A 21,159-nucleotide genomic window follows, 5' to 3' on the forward strand; every position below is an offset into this window, starting at 1 on the left:
CGGGGCGGGCGTTTTCATTTGGAGAGGAAGCGCATGAGCGCGGAAATCATCGTCATCGAGATCATCGGCTGGGCTGCCGCGATCGTCATCCTCGCCGCCTATGTCCTGCTGTCGCTCGGCAGACTCGACGGACGCAGCTATCTCTATCAGTGGATGAACGTGATCGGGGCCGGCGGGTTCATCGTCAATTCGGGCTATAATGGCGCGCTACCCTCGGCGGTGCTCAACGTCATCTGGGCCGCGATGGGGCTGTTCACTCTTTGGAGCGTATGGCGCGCCCGGCAAGCTGCGCGCGCCATCGCCCCTTAAGGCTTGGCCGCTCCGGCATTCCAGGCCGCGACCTTCGCGCGCGTATCGCCGAGCATCTTGTCGAGCGCCGCGCGATCCTGAACCGTCCCGCGCATCACCACCGTATCAATGGCACGCGTCGCGGCGACATCCTCGAGCGGATTCTTCGTCAGCAACACCAGATCGGCCGCCATGCCCGGCTTGATCGCGCCATAGCGATCGAGCTGCCCGAACCACGCCGGGCCCGCGCGCGTCGCCGACGCGAGCGCCTGCGCCGGGGTCAGCCCCTTTTGCGTAAAGAGTTCAATCTCGTCGTGCAGCCCGAAGCCCGGATAATTATAGCTATTGAGGAAACCCGCGTCGGTCCCTGCGATGATCGGCACGCCCGCTTCGGCGAGCATCGGCAGGATCGTCGCGACATCCTCGATCTGCTTGTGCCGGGTCGCGATAGCCGCAGCGTCGGCCTTCGCCGCGCGCTCGATGCGCCAGTCATAGGTCTTGCGCAGCTTGGGCCCGATATAGGCGAGCCCCGCATCCTTCGAATGATCGTCGCGGTCGAGATAGGCGATGATGCGGCTGCCGTTCAGCGTCGGCGTGACGAACACCCCCTTCGCGGCAAAGCGACGATAGGCGGCCATCGCGGTGGCGCGGTCGAACCCCGCATCGAGCCGGCGGTTTGCTTCGGCGCGGTCGATGCGCTTGGCGGCGAAATCGGCGGCGATCGCGGCCTCGTCCTTCGCCCCGGCGTTATAGGCATAGTCGAGATGCTCGATCGAGCTGATCCCGGCGTCGACCGCCTGATCGACCGTCAGCGCCATCGGGATATGCCCCGACGTGCGCAGCCCAAGCGCCTTGGCCTTGGTGAGCGCATAGAGGAACAGTTCGGGTTTCAGCGTGCTGTCGGTGATCTTGACGAAATCGACCTTGTCGCGTGTTTTGAGGCGATCGAGCGCGGCGTCGACATCGGCCTCGCTGCCGACCTCGATCGTCCCTTTCCAGACCGGTGCGATACCCTCGATCTTTGCGCCCGATGTCAGCAGGCGCGGGCCGAACAGGCTACCCGCCGCAATTTCGCCGCGCCAGGCGAGCACCTGTTCGGGCAAATCCCCCGAACAGTCGCGGATCGTCGTGATGCCGTTCGCAACATAGAGCGGCAACAGCGCCTTATTCTCCTCGATCAGTTCGGGGCCGCCGCCGAAATGGACATGCATGTCCCACAGCCCGGGGATCAGATAGCGCCCCTTCCCCTCGATCGTCCGCGCCGCGTGCCAATCCTTCGCGATGACCGCATCGGCGCCGACCGCGACGATATCGCCGCCCTTCAGCACCACCGCCTGCCCCGCGACCGTTTTCGCCGCCTCGACATCGACGATCGTCACATGGCGGATGACGACATCGCCCTGTTTCGGCGCGGCCAGCGCCGGCGGAGAAAAGGCAAGCAAAGCGGGAGCAAGAGCGGCAAGCAGATATTTCATGGAAGCGACCTTTTTTCGGATAGCCGTCCCTTAACCCCATCGGCGACGAGATCAAGCGACCCAGACGCCCTCGTCCCTGTGCCATTCCTCGATCGATTTCTCGGGATAGAGATCGAACGCCGCATCATCCGGCCCGATGCCGGGTTCGACCCAATCCGCCTTATATTTCAGCATCAGGTGGACGCGCGACGGCGGCACCGGCAGCGGCGAATCGATTGCGCTCGCAAAAGGATGGATGAGTTCGGGCCAAGTCGGATCATAGAGCCACAGCGCCGACCCGCATAAGCGGCAGAAGCGTCGTTCGCCGCTCGAGAGTTCGCAACGGCTATGCTCTTCGTCCTCGATCTGCGCGCGATAGAGGCCGAGATTCTCCTCTCCCTCCACGTTCAGCGACTTCGCGTCAGCGCCGAGGTTGATCGCATAACCCCCGCCACCCTGCTGTTTCCGGCAAATCGAACAATAGCAAAGCTGGTATGGCACCGGCGTGTGGCTCTGCATGGAAAAGCGTATCGCGCCGCACCGGCACGAGCCTTTGAGTTCGCACGGCATCGGACTTCCTTTCACACCATCATCGGTTGCAAAGGCGCAACGCACGATGACAAGGAAGGTTCGTGGTGGGCGCTGACGGGCTCGAACCGCCGACCCTCTCGGTGTAAACGAGATGCTCTACCAACTGAGCTAAGCGCCCCCGAAGGGAGGTGCGCCCCTGCCATAAGCCGCCGTCGCTGGCAAGCGCGTCGCGAGGGTCAGAGCCAGCCGATATGTTTGAAGCGCCAGAAGACAAGCCCCGACCCGCCAAAGATCAGCGCCAGCGCGAACGGATAGCCAAAGGCCCAGTCGAGTTCGGGCATGAACTCGAAATTCATACCATAGATGCCGGCAATCGCGGTCGGCACGGCAAGGATCGCCGCCCAGGCGGCGAGCTGGCGCGTGATCACGCCCTGGCGTTGCTGTTCGAGCATGCCATTGGTCTCGATCACCGACGCAGCGACATCGCGAAGGCCGGAGAGCCGGAATTCGGCGCGCTGCACATGATCCCAGATGTCGCGGAAGAAGGGGCGCACCGCAGGGTCGATATTGGGCAGATCGTCCTCGGTCGCGAGGCGTCCGGCAACCTCCTTCATCATGCCCACCAGGCGCTGGAATCGGATGATCTCGTGCCGCTGGGTATAGAGATGGCGGATATCGGCGGCGTCGAGCGGCGTGTCCATCACGCTGTCCTCGACCGCAAGCATCCGGTCCTCGATCGCGTCGACAACCGGAAAATAGCCGTCGACGATGAAATCGAGCACCGCATAAAGGACATAGTCAGGCCCGTGCGCGAGCTTGGCGGGCAGCGTCTCAAGCCGCGCCCTGATGTCGGTGTGCGTTCGCGCCGACCCGTGACGGACGCTGACGAAAAAATGCGGACCGATGAAAAAGGCGGTTTCGCCGGGCTGAATGATGTCGGCGTCGAGGTTGGCCGTGCGGGTGATGACGAACAGCTGATCGCCATAAGCCTCGACCTTCGGCAACTGGTTCGCCTTCAGCGCATCCTCGACCGCCAGCGGGTGAAGGCCAAAGCGTTTGGCGATGCCTTCGAGCTCGCCCGGCGTCGGCTCGTAAAGGCCAAGCCAAAAGAAATCGCCATCGTCGCAATCTTCGGGAATCGCTTCGTCCGGACCGATGTCGCGGATGAGTTTGCCGTCATGATAAACGCGGGCGGCCATAATCGGCATCGGCAGAAAACTCCGTTGAAGTGGGCGCTTACATAGTGCGCCCCGCGACGAAGGGAAATGGCCGCGGTTTCGGGGCTAGATATCCCGGCTGTCGTATGCCCATTGCAGCAGCGCCTGCCGCTGTTTCGGCCGGCAAAAGGGATCACCCGGTTCGCAATGCTTGCGTACTTGCGAGGCGTGGCGCCGAAACGCCCGCCACCGCGAAATCTGGCGACGATCCTCACCCGGCATCCGCCGCCCCGAATAATAGCGGCAATACCATTGAAACCAGCCGCGCGGATCGTCGGGATGGATCCACCCTTTCTGGACCCAGACACGCAAGGAAACACTCGCGCGGATGCCGAAATAGTTGAGCGAGCAGTCGGCTTTTTCGGGTGAAAGCTTCGCCTTCCTGAACCAGCTCGCCGGGAATTCAGCGATGCAGTCGGTCATATATTTGCCGCAGAATACCCCAAGCTCCAGCATCTCGGCTGGCGTGAGTTCGGGTTCGAAATCGGGGTCGAACGCCCTCCCCATCGGGGCGGTACGCAAATAGCGATACCCCTGCTGCATCCGGTCGTTCACGACCACTTCGACGGCATCCTTCATGCCCGAAATCTAGCCGGGCCGGTCGGCGCCGGCCATGCCTATTCTTCGCCTATTCCTCGAGCGCCTCGAAATAACGGGCGAGCGCGTCGCAGGCGCCTTCGGCAAGCGCTATGAAGATGCGGCGACCATCTTGCGGATCGTCTTCGCGCAGGAACAGGCCCGCGTCGGTCATCGTCTTGATCCAGCGCAGTGCCGTCGTTGCAGGAACCGCGGCGGCGATGCACAGGCTCGACACCGACACCGGCTGGCGTTCGAGCCGCGCGGCATAGAGGTCGAGAAGCATGTCCCATGCCGGATCCGCGAACAGGTCGGCGGGGAAATATTGCTCGCGCATCCGCCGCTGACGCAGCATCCGCCGCACCGCCTTGGCGCGCTGCCGGTCTAGCGTGCGATCTTCGGGAACGAAGCTGCGCGGCATCGCGGCAAAGTCTCGCGTCGGTGCGCGTACCTGTCCCGCATGGTCGGCCAGATCCTCAGCCCGCGATACAAAGCCCATGGGTGTGCCGGGAAGACCGCCCCTCTGACCGGCGAGCTCGCCGAGCAGACGCGAAATGCGCGCGACTTCTTCCTGCAGCCGGTCGATCCGCTCCATCGCATCGTCGCGTGCGATGTCGTGGAGTACGCCGTGCCGCGCACGGCGTGCCGCCGCGAGGGCGACGAGCCGGTCGGTCGCATCGGCGTCGACCAGAAACTGCGCGTTAAGCGACGCGGGAATAACTGCCACGATCTGGTCGAGGGCTGATAGCCGGGTTTCGAAAACGAGGTTACAACCCTGCACTTCCACCGCGGCGCATATGTCGGCCAGCGTTTCGCTTTCGACCGCGTCCGCCGCGGCCAACCAGACAATGTCGAGCGTGGCGGTTTTCCGGATATAATTTGCCGCCAAAGGAGCCGATATTGTTTTGGCCAAACGCACATCCGCAAACGAAGCCAGGTTGGGACAATCGCCCGACAACCCCACGAACAAAAGCGGCGACGCAACAGCTTCAGGAAACGGCCCGCGGAGCGCTTCAGGAGGCTCATCATGCTCAGCGGCGAAGCCGTTCAGTAGAAATGCCGATGTTTCCAATGACTGTAGGTCCATCATGCTGCCGTCCCCATTTCCATCGCTCCACCTTGGCGTAAGCATGCCGTCATTTCGGCGGCATTCGCCTTTTGTTCGCTCCCGTTTGCCGCCAATCCGGACCCAAGCTTGATATCTACATGAGTCGGCGCGCGTCGGCCGTTGAGGAATGGGTCCATTTTGGACATGATTTGTTCTCATCGTCAATCCTTAATTCACTCTTGCCAAGCCGCCGCCATCGAGTCAGGCGGGATCCAATGGTTTCAGGCTCCTCCTCGCTCGCGCGGCTGCGCTGGCGGCGGCGCTTCCGGTCGCTGCTCGCGCTGCTGCTGCTCGCCGGGCTCGCCTTTGTCGCATGGTTGTGGTTGCCGGCGCCCGCGCTGACCGTGCCGCTCGTCCATGTGATCGACGGCGACAGCCTGACGGTGCAGCAGGATGATGCGCCGCTGACGATCCGCCTGACCGGAATCGACGCGGTCGAATATCGGCAGGATTGCGAGCGCGGTGTTACTCGCTGGCCCTGCGGGCGCGACGCGCGCGCCGCGCTCGAAAAACTGGCTGGCCGCGGGCCGCTCCATTGCGAAGTCGCGGCAAAGGATCGTTACGACCGTACGCTCGCCGCGTGCCGCACTGCCGCCTTCCCCGACGGCATCGATCTCGGGGCCGAAATGGCGCGGCAGGGCTGGGCGGTGGCGACCAGCGACGCCTATATGGTCGAAGAAGCCGAGGCACAGGCGGAACGGCGCGGCATCTGGCAGGGCGACTTCATCCTCCCCGAAAGCTGGCGCGCGACGCACGAACGCTCCGCCACAGCGATGACCCCGCCCGACGCTTAGAAATGGCCCGCTATGCCTCGCGCCCGTTTCGGGCTAGGGCGAGCGTCATGAACAGCCTGTTTCCCGTCATGATCGGCGGCGCAATCGGCGCCGGCGCCCGCCATCTGGTCGGGCAGGCGGTGCTCGCGCGGTTCGGCCCGGCCTTTCCGTGGGGCACATTGTCGATCAATATCGTCGGCAGCCTGTTGATGGGCCTGCTCGTCGGGTGGCTCGTGCGAAGCGGTGGCGGCGACACGGCGCGGCTGTTCGTCGGCGTCGGGATTCTCGGCGGCTTTACCACCTTCTCCTCTTTCAGCATGGAATATTGGATGCTTTTCGAACGCGGTCAAAACGCTCAGGCGGCCGCCTATGTCCTCGCGTCGGTCATCGGCGCGATTGCCGCCTGCGGGCTCGGCCTCTTCATCGTGCGGCAGGTGCCGGCATGAGCGAACCCAAGGCAAATCTCGACGGCGCCACCATTGCCGAGGAAGACGACGGCATCCGCCTCGACCGCTGGTTCAAGCGCCACCGCGAAGGCACGCCGCACGCGCTGCTCGCGCGCTGGGCGCGATCGGGACAGCTGACGCTCGACGGCAAAAAGGCCGATGTATCGGACCGTATCGCGACCGGACAGAAACTCGTCATGCCGACCCCGCCGGTCGAGACCGCCGCGCGCCCGGCACGCAAGGGCCGTCCGCTGACCGACGCCGATGTCGAGCTGGCGACGGGAATGCTCATCCACCGCGATGCCAGTGCGATCGTGCTCAACAAGCTTCCCGGGCTCGCAACGCAGGGCGGCACCAAGACCGAACAGCATGTCGACGGCCTGCTCGACGCGCTGAAATTCGATGGCCCGACGCGCCCCAAGCTCGTCCACCGGCTCGACAAGGACACGTCGGGCGCGCTGCTCATCGCGCGGACGCCGAAGGCCGCGGCCTATTTCGCGAAGAGCTTTTCGAACCGCAGCGCGAAGAAGACCTATTGGGCGCTGATCGTCGGCGTCCCCGACATCCAGCAGGGCGAGATCGACCTGCCGCTCGCCAAGCAGCCGGGATCGGGCGGCGAAAAAATGCACGTGCATGGCAGCGGCCTCGCCTCGAAGACGCGCTACCGCGTGATCGAGCGCGCGGGCAACAGCGCGGCGTGGGTCGAATTGCAGCCGCTCACCGGCCGCACCCACCAGCTCCGCGTCCATATGGCGGCGATCGGTCATCCGATCGTCGGCGACGGCAAATATGGCGGCAAGGGCGCGTTCCTGACCGGAACGATCAGCCGCAAGATGCACCTTCACAGCCGCCGCCTGCGCATCGACCATCCCGACGGCGGCGCGATCGACATCAGCGCCGAGGTGCCCGAGCATTTCGCCGCGAGCCTCGACGCGCTCGGCTTCGACCTGCTGCTCGGCGAAGTCGGGATCGACCCGTCCGAGAAAGGCCCGCCGCCCAAAGCAGCGCTGAAGGCGCAGGCCAAGGCGCACAGCAAACAGATCCGCAAGGCGCGGCGCGGCGAGCGGCGTGGCCGCACCGCCGAGGGCAAGCCGACCGACTTTGTCGGCAAACCGAAGCCGAAGGCGAAAGCGAAACCGGGCAAACCCGGCAAGCCGGCGCCCGGCAAACCCGCAGGCAAGAAACCGAGCGCGAAGAAACATCCGGCGCGCCCGCCCAAAGCGAGCTGATGCATCCGAACTCCGCATTCCGCCCGCGGCAGGACGATCTCGCCGAATTGCTCGTGCGCGAGATCGGCTTTGCCGCGGTCTTTGCGAGCACCCCCGACGGCCCGCGCGTCGCGCACGCCCCGGTCGTGCTGAGCGACGACCGGACGACGCTGCAATTCCACCTTGCGCGCGGCAATGCCCTCACCCGCCATTTGGACGGCGCGAACGCCCTCGCCGTCGTGCAGGGCCCCGATGCCTATGTCAGCGCGAGCTGGTACGCCGACGCCGATCAGGTGCCGACATGGAATTATGTCGCGATCGAGATGGAGGGAGTGGCGCAGAAGCTCGACGACGCCGAACTGATCGCGCAGCTCGACACATTGTCCGCCCAGCACGAAGCACGCGCCGGTACGAACCCGCCCTGGACGCGCGACAAGATGAACCCCGCGCTGTTCAGCAAGATGACCGGCGCCATCGTCGGTTTCGAAATGCGGATCGCCGCGTGGCGCCCGACGATCAAACTGTCGCAGAACAAGTCCGCCGAGGAGCGCGGGCGCGTGATCGAAGGCGTCGAGGCGGCCGGTCATGGCGCGCTCGCGCAGTTGATGCGTCACCTTGGCGGCGATAGGGAGGGTGCATGACCCAGCCCGATGACGCTCTCGCCAAGAAACGTTTCTTTGCCCTCTCGATCATGCGCCTGATGGGCGTCGCCTTTGCGATGATCGGTTTCATCCTGATCAGCGGCGGTTTCACGCTGGCGGGACAGCCGACCGACCGCTGGATCGGCGCCGCGATCGTGCTGGTCGGCGCGTTCGATTTCGCGGTGATGCCGCTGCTTCTCGCGCGCCGCTGGCGGTCGCCCAAAAACCCGTGAAGCGCTTCTGGAAAGAGGTCGCCGTCGTCGCAGAGGACGGCGGCTGGGGTATCGCGCTCGATGGCCGGCCGGTGCGCACGCCGCAGCGCGCGCCGCTCGCCGTCGCAAGCGCCGGCCTCGCCGAAGCCATCGCCGCCGAATGGCGCGATGTAAGCGAGGCGATCGATCCGGCCGCCATGCCGATGACGGGCCTGACCAACGCCGCGATCGATCTGGCGACACCTGACCTCGCCGCCTTCGCCGCGCCGGTCGCCGCTTATGCGCAGAGCGACCTCTTCTGCTATCGCGATACGCGCGACGCCGCGCTGCAGGCCGAACAGGCGGCCGTATGGAACCCGCTGCTCGCCTGGGCCGAGGCGCGGTACGGGATCGAATTTATCCTGACGCAGGGCGTGCTGCCGGTCGATCAGCCCGAGGCGGCGGTTGCGGCGTTGCAGGGCGCCGTTCTGGCGCAGGACGCATGGCGGATTACCGCGCTGACCCCGCTGGTCACGATCGGCGGATCGCTCGTCGCGGGCCTCGCCTTGCTCGAAGATGCGTTCGAAGCCGACGCCTTGTGGGAGGCCGTCAGCCTCGACGATCTCTATCAGGAACGCCGCTGGGGCGCCGACAACCAAGCGCAAAAGGCGCGCGCGGCGCACAAGCGCGACTGGGACAATGCGGCGCGGTTTTTAACGCTGCTTTAGTCGGCGAAATTCGGCTTCCGCTTCTGCATTCCCGCCATCACCGCTTCCATCTGGTTCGGCGTGCGGATCACCTTCACCTGCTCATCGCTTTCGGCCTGCAGAATTTCGGCGTCGCTCGCATCGGCGAGCATGTTGCACAATCGCTTGGCGCCGCGGATCGCGTGCGGATTCTTGTCGGCGATCACTTCGGCGAGTTCCATCGCCTTGGCGAGCGGATCGTCGGACACATGCGTGGCAAAGCCGAGCAGCTTCGCTTCCGATCCGTTGAATTCGCGGTTGGTGTAGATCATCTCGCGCAGCACATCGTCGGCAACCTGCGTGCGCCATAGCGCCATGCCCGCGACGTCGGGAACGAGGCCCCAGCGCATTTCCATGATCGCAATGCGCGTGTCCGGGTGGATTATGCGGATGTCGGCTGCCGCCATAATCTGGCTGCCTGCACCAAAGGCGACGCCGTGAACGGCCGCAATCACCGGCACCGGAATCTCGCGCCAGCCCCACGCGGCATATTGCGCATTGTTCGCGATCCCGCGCGTGCGATCGGACAGCGTGCCGCCCGCGCTGCTCGCGCCCGGATCGCGGTCGTTGCTGAGGCTCGACAGGTCAAGCCCGGCACAGAAGGCGCGCCCTTCGCCCGAAAGCACCACGACACGGAGGCTCGCGGTCGCCTTGAGCAGGTCGATCGCTTCGGCGAGCGCTTCCCACATCGCCGGATCGAGCGCGTTCATCTTGTCAGCGCGGATCAGCCGGACGTCGGCGATGCCGCCTTCGAGCATGGTGATCGAAATACGGTCCTTCATGGGAGAGTCCTTGCAAGCGCTGCCTCGACGAGCGGGAGCTGGTCGTTTCCAAAATACATGTCGTCGCCGTCGACGAACATCGTCGGCGAACCATAGCCGCCGCGCGCGATGACTTCATCGGTATTCGTGCGCAACCGGGCCTTCACCGGATCACTGCCGGCCGCGGCGGCGAGCGCGGCGCCGTCGAGCCCCTCGGCATCGGCGACCGCTGCGAGCACGGCGGGATCGTCGAGATTCTCCTGCCGGTCGAAATAGCTCGCGAAGGCGCCGCGCGCGAAGCGGACAAGCGCTTCCTGATCGTCCTCCAGCGCACAGCAGAAACGCATCGCGGCGATGCTTTTGGCGGGGTGCCACTCCGAAGGGAAATTCATCGGGACGCCCGCGAGCCGCGCCCAGTCCTTCAGCACCTTCCAGCTGTGCTGTAGCCGCCGGTTGTCGGCCTGCTCGCGCGCCGCATAAACAGCGGGGTTCACTGCATTGAACACGCCGCCGACGAGGATCGGCCGATACATCGCCGTCGCCCCCGCGCTTTCGAGCACGCCCGGAAGGTTGTGGAACGCAAGACAGGTCCAGGGCGAGGAGAGGTCGAAGAAGAATTCGACGCGCGCGGTCATCGGATCAGGCCTCCGCCTTCGCCTTCTCCCAATATTGGTCGCGGAGCAGACGCTTGTAGAGCTTGCCCGTATCGTGACGCGGCAGCGCTTCCATGAAATCGATACGGCGCGGGATCTTCACCCCCGACAATTTCTCGCGTGCATAGGTCAGCAATTCGTCGCGGAAGGCGTCGGTCGCATCGACCATATCGGCGGGCTGGATGACCGCGATCACTTCCTCGCCCATTTCGTCGTGCGGGCCGCCCACGACCGCGACGTCGGCGACCTTTGGGTGGGTGACGAGATGGTTCTCGATTTCCTGCGGATAGATGTTCACCCCGCCCGAGATGATCATGAAGCTCTTGCGGTCGGTCAAATAGAGGAAGCCATCTTCATCAACTTTGCCCACATCGCCGAGGGTCGACCAGCCCTTTGAATTGCGACTCGACGCCGTTTTCTCATTATCCCCATGATATTCGAAGACATTTTCGCTTTCGAAGAAAACCGCGCCCTCTTCGTTCGCACCAAGCTCGGTTTCATTGTCCTCGCCCATGATGTGGATCGCGCCGAGAATCGGGCGGCCGACGCTGCCCCTGTGCGTCAGCCAGTCGGCGCTGGAGATGAAGGTCATGCCATTGCCTTCGGACCCCGCATAATATTCGAAGAGCACCGGACCCCACCAGTCGATCATCGCCTGTTTCACCGGCACCGGGCACGGCGCCGCGGCGTGGATCGCGACCTTCAGCGACGAGGTATCGTAGCGCGTGCGAACGTCGCCCGGCAGCTTGAGCATGCGCACGAAATGCGTCGGCACCCACTGGCTGGCGTTCACGCGATATTTCTCGATAAACGCGAGCGCCGCCTCGGGATCGAATTTCTTCATCAAGACGACGGTGCCGCCGAGGCGGTGGACGGTCATCGACCAGCGTAGCGGTGCGGCGTGATAGAGCGGCGCGGGCGACAGATAGACGCTGTCGGCGTTGATCTGGAATATCGCCGAGGCGAGCATGACGAGGCTGTTCGTCGCGTCGATCGCCGGGTCCTCGGGAAGCGGCACACGCACGCCTTTGGGCCGGCCGGTGGTGCCCGACGAATAGAGCATGTCGACCCCGGCGCGCTCGTCGGCGACGGGCGTAGCGGGCATCGCGCCGACCGCGTCCTCCCAGCTTTCATAGCCGGGAATTGTGCCGCCCATCGCGAAGCGCTTGATCCCCGTGGTCAACTGCTGCGCCGCGTCGGCGAGGCTCGCCGACACGATCAGAATCTGCGCGCCCGAATTTTCGAGGATATAGTCGGTCTCGTCCTGCGTCAGCCTTGACGAAATGCAGACATAGCGCAGCCCCGCGCGCTGCGCGCCCCAGGTCAGCCCATAATAATGCGGCGTGTTGTCGAGCATGAAGGCAACGACATCCTCATGCCCCAATCCATGCGAGCGAAAGAGCTGCGCGGCGCGGTTCGAGGCCGCGTCGAGTTCGCCATAGCTGATCGCCTCGCCCGTTTCGGCGACGATGATCGCGGCCTTATCAGGATTGGCGCGGGCGTGGACTGAGGGGTGCATCGGGCATCATCTCCGGGAATCGTTGCTTTCTTTATGTCGAAGATCAGTAGCAACCTGAAACTTTCGGTCAAGCAAGCTGGGACCAGTGACAGGATCCCGATCAAGAAGCGGCAAATTGCGACGCAAGATTGGGAAATGCCGGACCTAATCCGGACGCGACCGCAGCGCGTAGCCCATGCCCTTCACGGTGCGGAGCATCGGCCAGTCGAACCCCCGATCGACCTTGGCGCGCAGTCGCGACATATGCACCTCGACCCGGTTGGTGCCGGGATCGAAATCGAGCCGCCACACCGCGCGGAGCAGCGCGCCGCGCGACAGCGGCCGGTCGGGGACGCGCGCAAGGTTCGCGAGCAGGTCGAATTCGCGAAGCGGCAGGCGGATGAGCCGGCCCGCGCGTTCGACGCGCCGGTCGATCAGGTCGATGCGAAGTTCACCCTCGCCCAGTTGCCCGGCGGCGATGCGGCTGCGGCGCAGCAGGCTGGCGATCCGCGCGAGTACTTCGGGGAGGTTGCCGGTCCAGCCCATCGCATCGTCGGCGCCCGCACCAAGCCCCGCCATCCGGTCATCGAGCGAGTCGCGGTCCGATAGGGCGATCAGCGGCCGCCGCCCGGCGATCGATCGCGCCAGCCGGACGAACTCGAAAGGCTCCTGCCAATCGAGGAACGGGTTGACGATCAGCAGGTCGAAACAGCTGTCGACCCAAGGGCGAAGCCCGTTCACATGCGGCGGCAGGAATTGCACCGCCAATCCCGCGGCCTCGATCGCATCGCCGAGCGTGTCGGCACGCGGCGCCAACGGATGATAGATGGCGACGAGCAACTTCCTGTCGCATGCCCCGGCCTTATCCGATGACGCCATCCGCATCCCCCGTCGTCGACGTAACATCTTGTCGCCCACCGGCATTGCACCGCCTTTCGGCTGTGCTAACCCTAAGCCATGACCAGTATCGAAATGCTTGACGGCGACTTCGCCACCCTGCCCGACCTTGTCCGTGCCCATGCTGCGGAGCGTCCCGATGCCGTAGCGGCTGCCGACGCGCTCCGGCGGCTGAGCTGGTCCGAACTGGATCAATTGACCGACCGAATCGCCGCGCGGTTGCAGCAGGACGGATTTACAAAAGGAGAGCGTACCGCGATCGCCGGGCTCAACAGCGTCGAGCAGATGGCGGTGATCCTCGGCACGCTGCGCGCCGGCGGGGTCGCGGGGCTCGTGACCAACAGCGCCACCGGCGAGCAGATGGCGGCGATGATCGCCGACACCGGCGCGCGCCACCTGTTCCTCGACAATGCCGCAAAGGCGAGCCTCGAAGGCCATGTCATCGCCGCGAGCGACCTGATCGCGATGGACGGCGGCGACGCGGGAACGCCGCTCGACGCCTGGCTGTCGCTGGCGGGCGCCAAGCCCGCCCCGGTCGAGATTCTGCCCGAAGACGGGTTCAACATCATCTATTCGTCGGGCACCACGGGCACGCCCAAGGGCATTATCCACAGCCACGCGATGCGCTGGCAGCATATCATCCGCGGTGCGCCCGCTTACGGCCCCAATGCGGTGACAATCCTGTCGACCCCGCTCTATTCGAACACGACGATGGCGAGCTTCATGCCCACCGTCGGGTCGGGCGGACAGGTCGTGTTGATGAAGAAATTCGACGCGCGCGGTTTCCTCGAGCTCGCGGCGCGCGAGCGGGCGACGAACACGATGCTGGTTCCGGTGCAATATCGCCGGATCATGGCGCTCGAGGATTTCGGCAGCTTCGACCTCTCCAGCTTTGTCGTCAAATATTGCACCTCGGCGCCCTTCCCCGCCGCGCTCAAGGCCGATGTGCTGCAGCGCTGGCCGGGCGGGCTCGTCGAAATCTACGGCATGACCGAGGGCGGCGCGGCGTTCATCCTGGAGGCGCATCAATTCCCCGACAAGCTCCACACCGTTGGCAAGCCCGCACCCGGGCATATCGCGAAGGTGATCGACGAGGAGGGCAACGAGCTGCCGCAAGGATCGGTCGGCGAAGTCGTCGGCCGCAGCCCCGCGATGATGACGGGATACAACAACCGCCCCGACGCGACCAAGGCGATGCACTGGTACGATGCCGAGGGAAATCTCTTCTATCGCCACGGCGACATCGGCCGCATCGACGAGGATGGTTTCCTGACGCTGATGGACCGCGCCAAGGACATGATCATCTCGGGCGGCTTCAATATCTTCCCGAGCGATCTGGAGGCGATATTGATCGTCGACGACCGCGTCGTCGAAGCGGCGGTGGTCGGCATGCCGAGCGAGGAATGGGGCGAGACGCCGGTCGCGTTCGTCGTGCTAAAGCCCGGCGCTGATGCCGAAGCGGTGCGCGCTGACTGCAACGCCAAGGTCGGCAAGACGCAGCGGCTGAGCGCAATTACGGTGGTGGACGAACTGCCACGCAGTCCGATCGGCAAGGTGTTGAAACGCGAACTTCGGGATGCCTACGCCCGGTAGCCTGGGAGCGTCGACTTTCTGCCGGTTGCGGAGACCGCGTCTCGCGATCGGCTGAAACCGGCTGTTGCGAAGACCGGAGCGGCGACCTATGAGGATTGCAGCATCAAGAGTTGGGTCGACGCCCAACGCCAACCTGCCAATCCGGGCAAGGTGGCGCTCCGCAAGGAGGATGTGGCCGAGCCGGCAACCAAGCGGATCAAGCCATGCAGCGTCGAACCGTAAAGAGGAACGACGTTTCGTGCCGATAAAGATACCCGATCAGCTCCCCGCTCGACCTATCCTCGAGGCCGAGGGCGTCGTGGTCATGCGGGAAGTCGATGCGGGGCGCCAGGACGTCAGACCGTTGCGGATCGCCCTGCTCAACCTGATGCCGGACAAGATCAGCACCGAAACACAGCTTGCCCGGCTGCTCGGGGCAACGCCGCTCCAGATCGAATTGACGCTCGTGCGGATCAGCGATCACGCCGCGCGCAACACGTCGGCAGACCATATGGCGGCTTTCTATCGGCCATGGAGCCATGTCCGGGCCGAGAAGTTCGATGGCTTCATCATCACCGGCGCCCCGGTTGAGCGGCTGCCTTATGACGAGGTCAGATACTGGTCCGAACTGCGCGCGATCCTCGACTGGACGCAGACGCACGTCCATCGCTGCTTTACGATCTGCTGGGCCGCGCAGGCGGCCCTCTTTCATTTCCACGGCGTGCCCAAACGCGACCTGCTCCGCAAGGCGTTCGGCATATTCGAACATGTGAATCTTGCTCCCGCCTCTCCCTATCTCCGGGGTTTTTCAGACAGGTTCTATGTTCCCGTATCGCGCTGGACAGAAGTTTGCCCGACCGCGCTGGCGGAAGCGCGCGGGCTGCAGGTTCTGGCTGGCAGCGACGAGACCGGCGCAGGTCTCGTTTACGATCGGACTCACCGGACTCTGCACATGTTCAATCACCTCGAATATGATACCGACACGCTGGCGGTAGAATATTATCGCGACGGCCGGGCCCAACTCCCGAGGGGCTATTTTCCTGCCGACGATCCCGCGAGCGCGCCGGAGAACCGCTGGCGCAGCCACGCGCATTTGTTGTTCGCGAACTGGATCAACGAAATCTATCAGACCACGCCGTTCGAGGTCGCAGCGATCGGGACGCGCCAGATTTCCGCGGAAGGCAGGACCCGGATCAAGTCCGGGGTGACGGAAGTGGATGATTGAGAGGCAGTTCAGCGCCCCAAAGCAGACGCTCGAGCGCCTCCACAAATTTCGGTCAGGCCAAATCCGCCGCCTGAATCGCCGCCAACGCACTCGCCAACCGCGCATCCCCCTCACCCTCGACCCACGCCCATTTGAGTTTGCGCCGGTCGAGCTCGCCGATCGCGACCTCCATGAATTGCGCCCGCGCGAGTTCGCTGCCGAACAGGCGCGTGCCATCCTCCTCCCACGAAAGGTCCATCGCGGGGACGAGATAGAGGTCGGCGACCTCATCCCACAAGTCGATTTCGGGCAGGCGGCGGCCGAGCAGCATGATCGCCCACGCCTGCGTCATCAGCGGATCGGTGTCCGAAACCAGCCATGCGGGCCGCTGCGCGAGCGCTTCGCGGGTCGCGGCGCGATGGCCGTCGAAGATCGCGAGCAGGTCGACCTCGTCGAGATCGGTGCCGTTCGCTTCGGCATAGGTGCGGCCATATTCGGGGACGACGAGCCCGCCGAGCTGGAGCGCGAGGCGCGGCGCGAGGGTCGACTTGCCGGTGCTTTCGGCGCCGTGGAGGCAGATATGGTGCGTCATGCCGGAACTTCGCCCGCCGCCGCCGCACGTCGCCACTGGAGCAGGCCGTCGATCGACAGGCCGAGCAGCACGACATAGACCCCGCTGGTCGCATAAAGCCCGCGCCATGCGAACAGCGGCACCGCGATCAGGTCGACCGCGATCCACAGCCACCAGCTTTCTACCCGGCGCCGCGCGAGCAGCCATTGCGCGGTGATGCTGAGCATCGCGATCGCACCGTCGATCCACGGCGCGACCGCGTCGGTATAGCGGTCCATCGCAAAGCTCCACCCGACCCACGCGGCAATCGTGGCGAGCGCCCAGCCCCGCCGCGCACCGTCGGTCATCCAGCGCACTGGCACCCCGCTATCGTCGCGCGCGCGCATCCACGCCGCCCAGCCATAAAGGTTGAGCACGAAGAAAAAGCCCTGGAGGAGCATGTCGCTGTACAGCTTCGCTTCGAAGAAGACGAAGGCGTAGAGGGTGACCGCGACCAGCGCGAAGGGATAGTTCCACACGCTGCGCAGCGCGACGAGCGCGACATTGGTCAGCACGAATGCCGCCGCGATCCATTCGAGATAACTCATGCCGCAGCCTCGTGGCGCGGGCGGGTCCACAGGCCGTCGCGACTGATCCGCCGTTGCGGCGGACGTCGCAGCACCGACCAGCCCGCGCGCGCGACCCAGCCCAGTTTCGCGAGAAGCGATGATCCCGCGCGGTGATCCCACGCATGGTCACCGCGCGCGCGCACTTCGCGCGCGATGTCGCCATAAATGCCCGCGGCGGCGAGCACCGCCCAGCGGCTGCGCGGGGGCAGCTTGCGCGCGCCCCAGCGCGCCGACGCCTCATATTCCTCGGCCATTTCGGACAGCCATCTGGCCATTACCGACAGGCGCCCGCGAAAGGCGGGGTGCATATGCTGGCCAGGCGGAATGTCGAGTTCGACCATCCACTCCATCGGCAAATAGCAGCGGTCGGCGGCGGCATCCTCCGCCACATCGCGCGCGATATTGGCGAGCTGGAACGCGATGCCGAGATCGGAGGCGCGGTCGAGCGTTGTTTCGTCAGCGGGATCGATTCCCATCACCAGTGCCATCGCGACGCCGACCGCGCCCGCGACATGATAGCTATAGCGCAGGAGGTCCGCCTCGCTGCGCGGGCGCCAGTCCTTTGCGTCGAGTTCGAAGCCAGCGACGATATCGTCGATCACCCAGCGCGGGATCGCGACTTCGGTGAGCAGGAAGCCGAGCGCGTCGAATGCGGGCTCGCCGGTTGGTTCGCCTGCGAAGGCTCTGTCGGTCTGCGCGCGGATATGCGCGACCGCGGCGACCGGATCATGGTCCGGCTTCATCGCGCCGCCGTGATCCTGCCCGTCGGTCAGATCGTCGGCGGCGCGGCACCAGGCGTAGAGCAGCCAGACACGCTCGCGCGTTTCGCGGTCGAAGAGCTGGCTGGCCAATGCGAAGCTTTTCGATCCGCGCGCGATGCTGTCGTGCGCGAAACCGTGGAGGGCATGTGCATCATAGGCCCCCTCTTCGATCATTACAGATTTTCGGCCTTCATCGCGAAGATCGTCTTGTGCGGCACATAGGCCGCCATCTTGTCGAGAAGGTCGTCGAGCCCGGCATCGACGATCATGATCCCGGCATGCGCGGGACGGATAAAGCCGACCTCGACCATGTTCCGGTTGAAGGCGATCAGGTCGTTATAGAAACCCGCGGCGTTGAGCAGCCCCACGGGCTTGCTGTGATAGCCGAGCTGCGCCCAGCTGATCGCTTCCCACAGTTCGTCCATCGTGCCGACGCCGCCGGGAATGGTGAGAAAACCGTCGGAGAGGTCGGTGAACATCTTCTTGCGTTCGTGCATGCCCGATACGACATGGAGTTCGGTACAGCCGCGGTGCGCGACCTCGGCGCCGACGAGTGCCTCGGGGATGATCCCGATCACTTCGCCGCCGGCTTCCAATGCGCTGTCGGCGACCGCGCCCATCAGCCCCAATCGGCCGCCGCCATAGACGACGCCGATGCCGCGTGTCGCGAGCGTACGCCCGACGTGGCGCGCGGTTTCGATATAGATCGGATCTTCGGGGGTTGCGGACCCGCAATAGACGGCAAGGCGTTTCATGATTCTTCCAACATCAGATTGGCGGTCGCCTTGGCGCTGCCGACGACCCCCGGGATACCCGCGCCCGGATGCGTCCCCGCGCCGACGAAGTAAAGGTTCGAAATCACATCGTCGCGGTTGTGGGCACGGAACCAGGCGCTTTGCCACAGCACGGGTTCGAGGCTGAACGCGCTGCCGAGATGCGCCGACAGATCGCGACCGAAATCGGCGGGGGTGTAGTGGAAGCGGGTGACGAGGTTGGCGCGGAGGCCCGGGGCGACGCGGCGTTCGACTTCTTCGAGGATGGCGTCGGCGAAGCGCTCGCCGAATGCGCCGTCCCATTCGGCTTTGGCCTTGCCGAGGTGCGCGACGGGGGCGAGCGCGTAGAAGGCCGAATGGCCGGGCGGCGCCATGCCGGGGTCGGTGACGCTGGGATGATGGAGGTAGAGCGAGAAATCGTCGGGGACGACCCCGCCGTAGATGTCGTCGAGCAGCCCCTTGTAGCGCGGGCCGAAGAGGATGCTGTGGTGCGCGATGTTCGGATATTCGCCCTTCACACCGAAATGGACGACGAAGAGCGAGGGCGACCAGCGTTTGCGCGCGAGGCTCTTGGCGACCTTTTGCCCGCGCGGATGGTCCGCGAGCAGCGTCTTGTAGCTGTGCATCAGGTCGCCGTTGGTTGCGATCATGTCGGCGTCGGCGTGCCAGCCGCTTTGCGTCTTGACGCCCGTGACGCGGTCACCCGCGGTTTCGATCTGCGTCACCGGATCACCAAGCCGCAGCGTTCCGCCGAGCCGCTCGAACAGCCGCACCATGCCGCGCACCAGCGCATTGGTGCCGCCGCGCGCGAACCAGACACCGCCCTCTTTCTCGATCGTGTGGATCAGCGCGTAAATCGCGCTCGTCGTCATCGGGTTGCCGCCGACGAGCAGGGTGTGGAACGACAATGCCTGCCGCAGCCGCTCGTCCTGCACATAGGAGGCGACGATCGAATAGACGCTGCGCCACGCCCGATATTTCATCAGCGCGGGGGCGGCCTTGATCATCGAGGCGAAGTCCAGAAAGGCGACCGCGCCGAGCTTCACATAGCCCTGTTCGTAAACACCTTTCGAATAGACAAGGAAGCGGTCGTAGCCCTCGACATCGGCGGGGTGGAGCTTGGCGATTTCGGCGCGTAGCGCGGCCTCGTCGTTCGAATAGTCGAAATTCGTGCCGTCGGGCCAGTTGAGGCGGTAGAACGGCATGACCGGGACGAGATCGACATCCGTTGCCATGTCCTGCCCGCTGAGCGCCCATAATTCTTCGAGGCACGGCGGGTCGGTGATGACGGTCGGCCCGGCGTCGAAAGTAAAGCCGTCTTTGACCCAGTGGTAGGCGCGCCCGCCGGGCTTGTCGCGCGCCTCGACGACGGTCGTTTCGACACCCGCCGATTGCAGCCGGATCGCGAGCGCGAGGCCGCCGAATCCTGCGCCGATGACAATCGCGCGGCGGCTCATTTCCAGTCGCGCTTCGCCAGCGCGGCGATCGCGCGGCCGATCGGCACCGGAGGCTTGCCCGACAGGATGCGCAGCTTGTCCGTCGTCGTCGACCACCCGGCGTAGAAGCGCGCGATGAGCCCCGGCGACAGGCGGTAGAAGCGCTCGAAGATGCGGTAGCGAGCCTCAGGCTCCGAAGCGCGGAACGCCATCGCGCCGAGCATGCGGTAGAAACGCTGGCGCCGCCACGACGCCGCAGCGCGGTCGCGGAGGATCGCGGGAAGGTCCGCGCGGCCGACGAGGCCGGGCAGCGCCGACGCGGTGCGCACGGCGTCAGGAAGCGAATAGCCTGTCGTCGCATGGAAGACGCCCGCGCGCACCCCGATCCGCGCGGTGCGGTCGGACGTCGGCCACAGCCGGTCGAAATCGCCCGCGATCACGACGGGCAGCACGCCGCTTTCCTCGCGCGTCACCGCTGCGACATCCCAGCCCTGCGCCGCCGCATAAGCCGCGATCCGTTCGCGCACGACGGCAAGGTCGAGCTCGGCGTCGTCGCTGTAATAGGTATCCTCGACGAAGATCGTCTCGGCATCGAACGGCAACAAATAGACGAAGCGATAGCCGTCCACCTGTTCGATGCTCGCGTCCATCACGACGGGATGTTCGACGCCGTGCCCGTCCTTGACGGTCAGCGCCTGCCCGACGAACTTCTGCCAACCGCAGTCGAGACCCGCGAATTTGGTGGCGCCGCGCGCGTCGATGACATGTTTTGCCGAAAGCCGTCCGCCGCGCGACAGCAGCAGGTGATCGGGCGCGACATGCTTGGCCCGGTCGGCAATGATATGGCCTTGGGGCAGCGCCGCCGCGACCGCCTCGGCCAGCGCCTCGCCGGTGATGCTCTTATAACCCATCCGCAGCCGGCGATCGTACGAGGGAAAGCGCACGTCATAGTGCGGCCAATGATGGCGGACGAGCGGCGCGACGAGCGCGCGGTCCTTCTTCGCGATGTCGCTGTCGAAAAAGGACCATATATGATTACCCCCGATCGGGCCGGGCTCGATCAGCCGCACGTCGAGGTCGGGTCGTTGCCGCGCAAGCGCAAGCGCCGCAAGCCCGCCGGCGAGTCCGCCGCCGACGATCGCGATATCGCATTTATCGTTGCTCTGCCCCACCATTCCCCTGCCATAGCCACGCGAACGCGCGGGCGCAAAGCCATTGCAACGCGGTGCCGAGCGGCTAGCCTTGC

24 protein-coding genes, 1 tRNA gene and 1 riboswitch are annotated in these 21,159 nt (G+C 65.1%); of the genes, 9 read left to right on the forward strand and 16 right to left on the reverse strand.

What is annotated here, in order from left to right; genetic code table 11:
* Window positions 1–33 precede the first annotated feature (33 nt).
* A complete protein-coding gene (locus ASD73_RS11660; RefSeq protein WP_056372491.1) occupies window positions 34–309 on the forward strand; it encodes a CBU_0592 family membrane protein in 276 nt (91 codons plus the stop codon).
* Here ASD73_RS11660 and ASD73_RS11665 read toward each other — a convergent pair.
* The 6 genes from ASD73_RS11665 to ASD73_RS11690 form a co-directional block, all read right to left on the reverse strand.
* Window positions 306–1,763: an amidohydrolase family protein gene (locus ASD73_RS11665; RefSeq protein ID WP_056372493.1), complete on the reverse strand. Its 1,458-nt coding sequence runs from the start codon at window positions 1,761–1,763 to the stop codon at window positions 306–308. The genes ASD73_RS11660 and ASD73_RS11665 overlap by 4 nt on opposite strands.
* A gap of 51 nt (window positions 1,764–1,814) precedes the next feature.
* Window positions 1,815–2,312 carry a GFA family protein gene (locus ASD73_RS11670; protein ID WP_056372495.1) on the reverse strand — a complete coding sequence of 166 codons (498 nt, stop codon included), beginning with the start codon at window positions 2,310–2,312 and terminating at the stop codon, window positions 1,815–1,817.
* A gap of 63 nt (window positions 2,313–2,375) precedes the next feature.
* A tRNA-Val gene (locus ASD73_RS11675) sits at window positions 2,376–2,451 on the reverse strand.
* Window positions 2,452–2,509: 58 nt separating this feature from the next.
* Window positions 2,510–3,481 (reverse strand): magnesium and cobalt transport protein CorA, encoded by a 972-nt coding sequence (locus tag ASD73_RS11680; RefSeq protein WP_056372498.1) that lies wholly within the window; start codon window positions 3,479–3,481, stop codon window positions 2,510–2,512.
* A 75-nt stretch (window positions 3,482–3,556) separates the two neighbouring features.
* On the reverse strand, window positions 3,557–4,069 hold the full coding sequence (locus ASD73_RS11685; RefSeq protein WP_056372500.1) for a hypothetical protein: 513 nt from the start codon (window positions 4,067–4,069) through the stop codon (window positions 3,557–3,559).
* 49 nt (window positions 4,070–4,118) lie between these two features.
* Window positions 4,119–4,955 (reverse strand): MarR family transcriptional regulator, encoded by an 837-nt coding sequence (locus ASD73_RS11690; protein WP_200934936.1) that lies wholly within the window; start codon window positions 4,953–4,955, stop codon window positions 4,119–4,121.
* Window positions 4,956–5,389: 434 nt separating this feature from the next.
* Between ASD73_RS11690 and ASD73_RS11695 the strand changes: the two genes are divergently transcribed.
* The 6 genes from ASD73_RS11695 to ASD73_RS11720 are packed head-to-tail and all read left to right on the forward strand — an operon-like array spanning window position 5,390 to window position 9,161.
* A complete protein-coding gene (locus ASD73_RS11695) occupies window positions 5,390–5,968 on the forward strand; it encodes a thermonuclease family protein (protein ID WP_056372501.1) in 579 nt (192 codons plus the stop codon).
* Between the two features lie 47 nt (window positions 5,969–6,015).
* Entirely contained in the window at window positions 6,016–6,393 is a 378-nt protein-coding gene (gene crcB, locus ASD73_RS11700; protein WP_056372504.1) for a fluoride efflux transporter CrcB, read from the forward strand.
* Window positions 6,390–7,622 carry an RluA family pseudouridine synthase gene (locus ASD73_RS11705; RefSeq protein WP_056372506.1) on the forward strand — a complete coding sequence of 411 codons (1,233 nt, stop codon included), beginning with the start codon at window positions 6,390–6,392 and terminating at the stop codon, window positions 7,620–7,622. The genes crcB and ASD73_RS11705 overlap by 4 nt, the downstream gene beginning before the upstream one ends.
* Entirely contained in the window at window positions 7,622–8,242 is a 621-nt protein-coding gene (locus tag ASD73_RS11710; RefSeq protein ID WP_056372507.1) for an FMN-binding negative transcriptional regulator, read from the forward strand. Before ASD73_RS11705 ends, ASD73_RS11710 begins: the two co-directional genes overlap by 1 nt.
* Complete coding sequence (locus ASD73_RS11715) at window positions 8,239–8,475, forward strand: hypothetical protein (protein ID WP_056372509.1); 237 nt, start codon at window positions 8,239–8,241, stop codon at window positions 8,473–8,475. Before ASD73_RS11710 ends, ASD73_RS11715 begins: the two co-directional genes overlap by 4 nt.
* Entirely contained in the window at window positions 8,472–9,161 is a 690-nt protein-coding gene (locus ASD73_RS11720; protein WP_056372511.1) for an ATP12 family chaperone protein, read from the forward strand. The genes ASD73_RS11715 and ASD73_RS11720 overlap by 4 nt, the downstream gene beginning before the upstream one ends.
* On the opposite strand, the gene ASD73_RS11725 is transcribed toward ASD73_RS11720, so the two are convergent.
* The 4 genes from ASD73_RS11725 to ASD73_RS23230 all read right to left on the reverse strand — a co-directional run bounded on the left by ASD73_RS11725 (window position 9,158) and on the right by ASD73_RS23230 (window position 12,970).
* Window positions 9,158–9,961 (reverse strand): crotonase/enoyl-CoA hydratase family protein, encoded by an 804-nt coding sequence (locus ASD73_RS11725; RefSeq protein ID WP_056372513.1) that lies wholly within the window; start codon window positions 9,959–9,961, stop codon window positions 9,158–9,160. The genes ASD73_RS11720 and ASD73_RS11725 overlap by 4 nt on opposite strands.
* On the reverse strand, window positions 9,958–10,575 hold the full coding sequence (locus ASD73_RS11730; protein WP_056372515.1) for a 2-hydroxychromene-2-carboxylate isomerase: 618 nt from the start codon (window positions 10,573–10,575) through the stop codon (window positions 9,958–9,960). The genes ASD73_RS11725 and ASD73_RS11730 overlap by 4 nt, the downstream gene beginning before the upstream one ends.
* Before the next feature lie 4 nt (window positions 10,576–10,579).
* Entirely contained in the window at window positions 10,580–12,112 is a 1,533-nt protein-coding gene (locus tag ASD73_RS11735) for an acyl-CoA synthetase (RefSeq protein ID WP_056372517.1), read from the reverse strand.
* A gap of 144 nt (window positions 12,113–12,256) precedes the next feature.
* Window positions 12,257–12,970: a response regulator transcription factor gene (locus ASD73_RS23230; protein ID WP_056372519.1), complete on the reverse strand. Its 714-nt coding sequence runs from the start codon at window positions 12,968–12,970 to the stop codon at window positions 12,257–12,259.
* Between the two features lie 78 nt (window positions 12,971–13,048).
* Here ASD73_RS23230 and ASD73_RS11745 point away from each other — a divergent pair, with 78 nt between their 5' ends.
* Both ASD73_RS11745 and ASD73_RS11750 read left to right on the forward strand, forming a co-directional pair.
* Entirely contained in the window at window positions 13,049–14,581 is a 1,533-nt protein-coding gene (locus tag ASD73_RS11745) for a class I adenylate-forming enzyme family protein (protein ID WP_056372520.1), read from the forward strand.
* Window positions 14,582–14,676: 95 nt separating this feature from the next.
* Window positions 14,677–14,782: riboswitch (SAM-I-IV-variant riboswitch) on the forward strand.
* A 37-nt stretch (window positions 14,783–14,819) separates the two neighbouring features.
* On the forward strand, window positions 14,820–15,785 hold the full coding sequence (locus tag ASD73_RS11750; RefSeq protein ID WP_056372523.1) for a homoserine O-succinyltransferase: 966 nt from the start codon (window positions 14,820–14,822) through the stop codon (window positions 15,783–15,785).
* A gap of 52 nt (window positions 15,786–15,837) precedes the next feature.
* Here the strand turns inward: ASD73_RS11750 and ASD73_RS11755 are convergent, their stop codons facing one another.
* The 6 genes from ASD73_RS11755 to crtY are packed head-to-tail and all read right to left on the reverse strand — an operon-like array spanning window position 15,838 to window position 21,088.
* Complete coding sequence (locus tag ASD73_RS11755; protein ID WP_056372525.1) at window positions 15,838–16,356, reverse strand: AAA family ATPase; 519 nt, start codon at window positions 16,354–16,356, stop codon at window positions 15,838–15,840.
* Entirely contained in the window at window positions 16,353–16,922 is a 570-nt protein-coding gene (gene pnuC, locus ASD73_RS11760; protein WP_056372527.1) for a nicotinamide riboside transporter PnuC, read from the reverse strand. The genes ASD73_RS11755 and pnuC overlap by 4 nt, the downstream gene beginning before the upstream one ends.
* Complete coding sequence (locus ASD73_RS11765; protein ID WP_082521499.1) at window positions 16,919–17,878, reverse strand: phytoene/squalene synthase family protein; 960 nt, start codon at window positions 17,876–17,878, stop codon at window positions 16,919–16,921. The genes pnuC and ASD73_RS11765 overlap by 4 nt, the downstream gene beginning before the upstream one ends.
* Window positions 17,878–18,459: a TIGR00730 family Rossman fold protein gene (locus ASD73_RS11770; protein ID WP_056372530.1), complete on the reverse strand. Its 582-nt coding sequence runs from the start codon at window positions 18,457–18,459 to the stop codon at window positions 17,878–17,880. The genes ASD73_RS11765 and ASD73_RS11770 overlap by 1 nt, the downstream gene beginning before the upstream one ends.
* Window positions 18,456–19,934 (reverse strand): phytoene desaturase, encoded by a 1,479-nt coding sequence (locus tag ASD73_RS11775; RefSeq protein ID WP_056376046.1) that lies wholly within the window; start codon window positions 19,932–19,934, stop codon window positions 18,456–18,458. Before ASD73_RS11775 ends, ASD73_RS11770 begins: the two co-directional genes overlap by 4 nt.
* The gene (gene crtY / locus ASD73_RS11780) at window positions 19,931–21,088 is read right to left on the reverse strand and encodes a lycopene beta-cyclase CrtY (RefSeq protein ID WP_056372534.1); all 1,158 of its coding nucleotides are present in this window, start codon (window positions 21,086–21,088) and stop codon (window positions 19,931–19,933) included. The genes ASD73_RS11775 and crtY overlap by 4 nt, the downstream gene beginning before the upstream one ends.
* Between the last annotated feature and the right edge of the window lie 71 nt (window positions 21,089–21,159).

The sequence above is a fragment of the Sphingopyxis sp. Root154 genome (assembly GCF_001427105.1).
GTDB lineage: Bacteria > Pseudomonadota > Alphaproteobacteria > Sphingomonadales > Sphingomonadaceae > Sphingopyxis.